Source organism: Bathymodiolus platifrons methanotrophic gill symbiont, assembly GCF_002189065.1.
GTDB lineage: Bacteria > Pseudomonadota > Gammaproteobacteria > Methylococcales > Methylomonadaceae > Methyloprofundus.
Genome location: NZ_BDMN01000324.1, coordinates 1 through 4,890 on the forward strand (window position 1 = coordinate 1; position 4,890 = coordinate 4,890).

Below are 4,890 nucleotides of genomic sequence, written 5' to 3' on the forward strand. Positions count from 1 at the left end.
TATTTCTTGTTGTTTTTTCTTTTCCGCGATTAATTGCTGGAATAAAAATTATTTATCCTAATGCAGTTCATGAAACGCTTCTATATTCTGAGGTGCCGGCCAATGAGTTAATGCTTAGGGCTGTTGCTAAAGATGAAGAAGCTTTGGGCTGGGTCGATAATAGTGACACTTGGTTACAAATAGGACATTTTTTGCAAACGCTAATTTACTCTGGCCAATATGAGGAAGATGAATATCTTGCAATGAATGCTGTTGCTGATAGGGCGAACCAATTGTGTTTATCATTATCATTATCAGTTGTAGAGCCGTATGTCTGGTATCGTTTAGCAGTAAATCGTTTTATTTTTGATGAGAAAGATTTAGATGTAGCTCAATTACTAAAATTTTCTATCTATACAGGTCGAATAGAACCGAACTTGTTGCTATTAAGGCTTTCCTTTTCATCACGTTATATTGATTCTTTTGATGAGGAGCTAATTAGCCTGGTTAAAGATCAAATTCGCTTGGCATGGTTGTTAAAAAAACAAGCATTGGTTAATACGGTTTTTTATGCTCCAGAAGATCTAAAACCCTTTGTTTATGATGCTTTAACTCCAGAAGATCTACAAATATTTAATCAACTCCTTGAGAAAACTATTCAGAAAAATAACAGGTCAAAATAAGGCCCCTAGTACATTTTTAATTCCTGAGCACACTCGTGTTTATTGCATAGGTGATATTCATGGCCGAGATGATCTGCTAGAAAGCATTCACGATAAAATTATTTTAGATTCGACCGGTTATTCGGGTGAGAAAATCCTTATCTATTTAGGGGACTATATTGACCGGGGCTTGCATTCTAAAGAAGTCGTGGACCTGCTTTTAAATAAGCCTTTGGAAGGCTTTGAGTCTATTTATTTGCGCGGCAATCATGAGCAGGTTTTGCAGGATTTTCTCAATATTGATTCTGGCATTGCTACTGAGTGGTTTAATTTTGGCGGACTGGCGACGGTTTTGAGTTATGGGGTTTCGGTAGCAGGTATCCCTTTTGGCGAAAAGCTAAATCAGTTACAGCATGATCTTGCTGATAAAATTCCTGCATCACATTTGTCTTTTTATAGTCAACTATTATATTCCTATGAGTTAGGTGATTACTTTTTTGTGCATGCAGGTGTTAAGCCTAAAGTTGCACTAGATCGTCAGAGTGAATTAGATATGATGTGGATTAGGGCTGAGTTTTTAAATTCTAAATATCGATATGAAAAAATGATTATTCATGGGCATTCGGTGACTAATGAGCCGTCGGTATTAGCAAATCGTATTGGTATTGATACTGGGGTATAGCACCCCAAAGAGTCAAGACAGATTTTTCAACAATCCTTATTCAAAATCCTGGAAACGGAGCTTAAGCGAAGTGAAGATTTTTAGTCCGTGATAGCGATAGGGCCGGGTGTTTTCTCGAAGCGTCTTTTTGCGTAGAGAAAATACAAGGCATTCCGACATCGCGTCAAGCCATTTGAGGTAACTAAATAAAAACCCCTCTAGGGTTTTTATAAGTGGACGCAGGGCGAATCAGGGCATCGCAGATTTTAATCAGTCCCGTTAAGCTTTTGCCGCGAACTTGGGCTTGGACGCCCAAAATGAGCTTTCGCAAAAGTAGGGACTCCCCGAAAACCAAAATTTAAAAATGCCAAGCTTCCTAAAAGACACTCGCCCCGCCCTGCATAATGATTTTTGGGTATTTAAACTTATGCGCGGGGGTATTCCACGCTATCAAGCGGAAATTTTAGCGGTAGGTATGGCTTTGCATGTTCAAAAACTGAATATTGAAGAAAAAGCGGCTTATTTACGGGAACAGGGGGAAACCGAAAACATGCGCTTTCATAAAAATATCATTCTTGCAGCCAGACAAAAATTCACCTGATTAGAAAAGAAAAAATTAAGGTCTAAAGAATTTATTTTGTTTTTTTGAAGATAAAACGAAAGTTCCATTATCGGCCTAATTAACTGGCTCTGGCTCTTGATCTTTTTCCCTTTTGAAAGCCTAAAATATAGCCCGTAATCGCTTGAGGTTGTCCGCTGGTCCGTTTTTATTGAAACATACACAAGAAGCCATTAAGCCTATTGAAACGCTCTTAAAATCGCTTGCTGTGCTTTTTCTTGGTAGATATTTTGATAATGTGCCATTGCTTCGGAAATTGTGAGGGCTGACAGCTCCAAGGCTTCAAGTTCTCGCATGATGGGCTTTTTAACTGCTTGATGATGAAAAGGCGGTGCTGTGTCGATTGGGTCGGCGGTAATTGTCTGATAACCCGCTTTTCGTCCAGCCAGTCGATTAAATCCATTTGCTTCATGTGCTCGGCTTTCTTTTTTGGATATTTTAGGAACGATGATAGAGGAAAAAAATTAATAAGGGTTGAAGTTATCCACAAGTTGAAAATACAAGACTAAATATAAAAGGCTAAATAAAGAAAAGACTAGGGAATTTTGACAAGTAAAAATATCTTTATTTTTCAATATATTAGATTAAAAATATTTTTTTTACTGCCCCGTGGACTGCCTACTTACTGCCCCGTGGACTGCCTACTTTATTGCATTTACTGCCCCGTGGACTGCCTACCTTGTTTTTGATTTATCCACAATTCCAAGCCCTTCTAATTTAGCTTTATCTTCAATTATATTAGCTCTTGCATTAGATGCTTTTTGCTCACTACAAAATTCCTGTGTAGGGCTTAGTACATATTTAATGTCCGTTATTTTATTACCCTCTTTTGATTTTTCTATCTCATAATTATATACTGAAGTTTCCCAATAATTATTTATGGTAAAATTGAAACTATGCTACAACTATATGAAAAAAATAGTCTTTTCATTCGTTTCAAATGCTATTGCCTAAGGGGAATTAAGTAGGGGTTTGCTATAAACATGGCAAAACCACCTAAAATAAACCTCGATACACCAGCATTGTGTATTTCAGCTACTCAATAATTGGGAAACTTCAGTTTTCTAAGTTCTTTGTTTATCATCCCATAACTAAACCTAACCCAACTTTCTGCGTTTCTAACATCATGTATGCCTAGGTTTTGTTCGGTAAAAATCTTTTTTAGAACCTCCTCTATAATCTCCTCCGCACTGGTAGGGAAAAAAGCTATGTGATTTCCGTCTGGTTGCTCAATTAAAGCGGGCTGTATTTTTACTTTAAATGGTAAAGGTGCGCCGTTCTTATCCCTTAGTACATAACTATAGACATAAGGTTGAGCCAGACCATTAGAACCTCTTAGCTTTTTTTGTTCCTCTGGCGATAAAAAATATTTAGGAATACGCTCCCATAGCTCCACCGTGTTAGAAACTTCTTCGGGATCATTACTTAAAAACTCCCTAAACAAATCATGCTGAACGCTTTTAATTGGTAGACTTGGCGGTTTTTTTATTACCTTTTTTACGGCTTTCTTCTTAGCGGGTTTCTTCTTGGTGTCTGCCATTTTATTTTTCCCCTTGTCAAACTTTTTCCCTTTATCAAAATATCGCGGGTCGCTACTATCATAATAAGGCATAAGTACAGCGTCTTTTATATCAAGCTGCTTAACACATGCCTTTGAAAATTCAATCATGTTATGGCCTTCTTTGAGTGGTTCGTTTACGGTTCATTACCTTGCTATAAAAATATTATAGAATAATGATTTTTTGATATTAAAAAATCATTATTTGTTTTCTTTTATAAGCTCTTCAATGCTCGGCTTTCCGATAGAGGCAAGCCACAAGTCCAGCCCTTCAAGCACTAAATCATTTAATGAATATTGCCTATCACTGCGTTTTTTCAGGTTCACATAGTCCAGCATTTCAAAATAAAGCGGCTCTGGTAAATATGTCGGTAATTGTTGGCGGTTGCCTTCCGCTTTTTTTGGTCTGCCCTTCCTTCTCTTTACTGGTTCTATTACGGTGCTTTCTTCGGGCTGTTCCGTTTCTGTTTTTGTTTCTTCTGCTGCTGCATGAAGCAAAGCGTCCATACTTGCATTTTTCTTTGATGTTTTGCTCATGATGCCACCTTTAAACTATTTTGTTTTTCTTCTGTTTTTACCAGCCAATCATAAATATTTTTTACTTCCTCGGCGGCTTTGTCCTTTTCGTCATATTCACCAACCCCAAGCCCAAGCGCGGCGGCGTGGCGGTATACCTTGCGTTCTACGGTTGAATAAGGACAAACAAGCCCATGAGCAGTAAGCCCTAAGCGCAACTTTTCAAATTCATTTCCTACTGGCGGACAGCGTGAAATAAGAATAGTAAAAGGCTTATCAAGGCTTTTAATCATATTAGCGGTGCTTGGTATTGCCTCAAGATCAAAAACAGACGGTTGAACAGGGACAATACAAAGTGTTGCAAATCCAATAATCACATTATGCAGGGTATCGCTTGCGCCTTTAGTATCGAAAATCACTAAATCATAACCCTGTTTTTGTGCAAACCCGTAAATTTCCTTAACCTTTTCTATATCATGAGGAACAATAACCGCTTTTATATCGTCCTCGGTTTCCCGTCTTTGCCACCAGTTCGCGGCAGATTTCTGTTTCTCGTCCAGATCGACAAGCAAAACCTTTTTTCCAGCTCTCGCGGCGCATACCGCCATATTGGTGGAAATTGTAGACTTACCAACCCCCCCTTTAGAACAAACTAAAAACCAAACATCCATAATAATAACCTCATTATTTTATAACCGTGTGAAACAATAATACAGGAAAACAAAAATACTACAATAGTTAAATATATTCATATTATGATATTAAAAAATATAAATATCGTACTAGGTAAATAATCCTATCTTTTTGTAGTAGTTTGTAGTAATAGTAATAGTAATATTACTACTACTTCATACGCTGTCAGCCCCGGACGGGATGATAGTCTCCAGAAGGCGCA

The 4,890-nt window shown here is 37.7% G+C and carries 7 protein-coding genes; 3 read left to right on the top strand and 4 right to left on the bottom strand.

Annotated elements, in window-relative coordinates:
• From CDZ78_RS22250 to CDZ78_RS16550, 3 genes are all read left to right on the top strand, one after another.
• A partial coding sequence (locus CDZ78_RS22250) for a hypothetical protein (protein WP_167374363.1) occupies positions 1 to 662 on the top strand: 662 nt, incomplete at its 5' end.
• Positions 625 to 1,323 (top strand): metallophosphoesterase family protein, encoded by a 699-nt coding sequence (locus CDZ78_RS16545; protein ID WP_167374364.1) that lies wholly within the window; start codon positions 625 to 627, stop codon positions 1,321 to 1,323. The genes CDZ78_RS22250 and CDZ78_RS16545, both read left to right, overlap by 38 nt.
• Before the next feature lie 343 nt (positions 1,324 to 1,666).
• The gene (locus CDZ78_RS16550) at positions 1,667 to 1,903 is read left to right on the top strand and encodes a hypothetical protein (protein WP_087870979.1); all 237 of its coding nucleotides are present in this window, start codon (positions 1,667 to 1,669) and stop codon (positions 1,901 to 1,903) included.
• Between the two features lie 211 nt (positions 1,904 to 2,114).
• Here CDZ78_RS16550 and CDZ78_RS21385 read toward each other — a convergent pair whose 3' ends face one another.
• From CDZ78_RS21385 to CDZ78_RS16565, 4 genes are all read right to left on the bottom strand, one after another.
• Complete coding sequence (locus CDZ78_RS21385; protein ID WP_140414140.1) at positions 2,115 to 2,333, bottom strand: hypothetical protein; 219 nt, start codon at positions 2,331 to 2,333, stop codon at positions 2,115 to 2,117.
• Between the two features lie 627 nt (positions 2,334 to 2,960).
• Positions 2,961 to 3,590: a hypothetical protein gene (locus CDZ78_RS16555; RefSeq protein WP_087870980.1), complete on the bottom strand. Its 630-nt coding sequence runs from the start codon at positions 3,588 to 3,590 to the stop codon at positions 2,961 to 2,963.
• A 90-nt stretch (positions 3,591 to 3,680) separates the two neighbouring features.
• On the bottom strand, positions 3,681 to 4,016 hold the full coding sequence (locus CDZ78_RS16560) for a hypothetical protein (protein WP_087870981.1): 336 nt from the start codon (positions 4,014 to 4,016) through the stop codon (positions 3,681 to 3,683).
• Positions 4,013 to 4,666, bottom strand: a complete 654-nt coding sequence (locus CDZ78_RS16565; protein WP_087870982.1) for an AAA family ATPase — start codon at positions 4,664 to 4,666, stop codon at positions 4,013 to 4,015. Before CDZ78_RS16565 ends, CDZ78_RS16560 begins: the two co-directional genes overlap by 4 nt.
• Between the last annotated feature and the right edge of the window lie 224 nt (positions 4,667 to 4,890).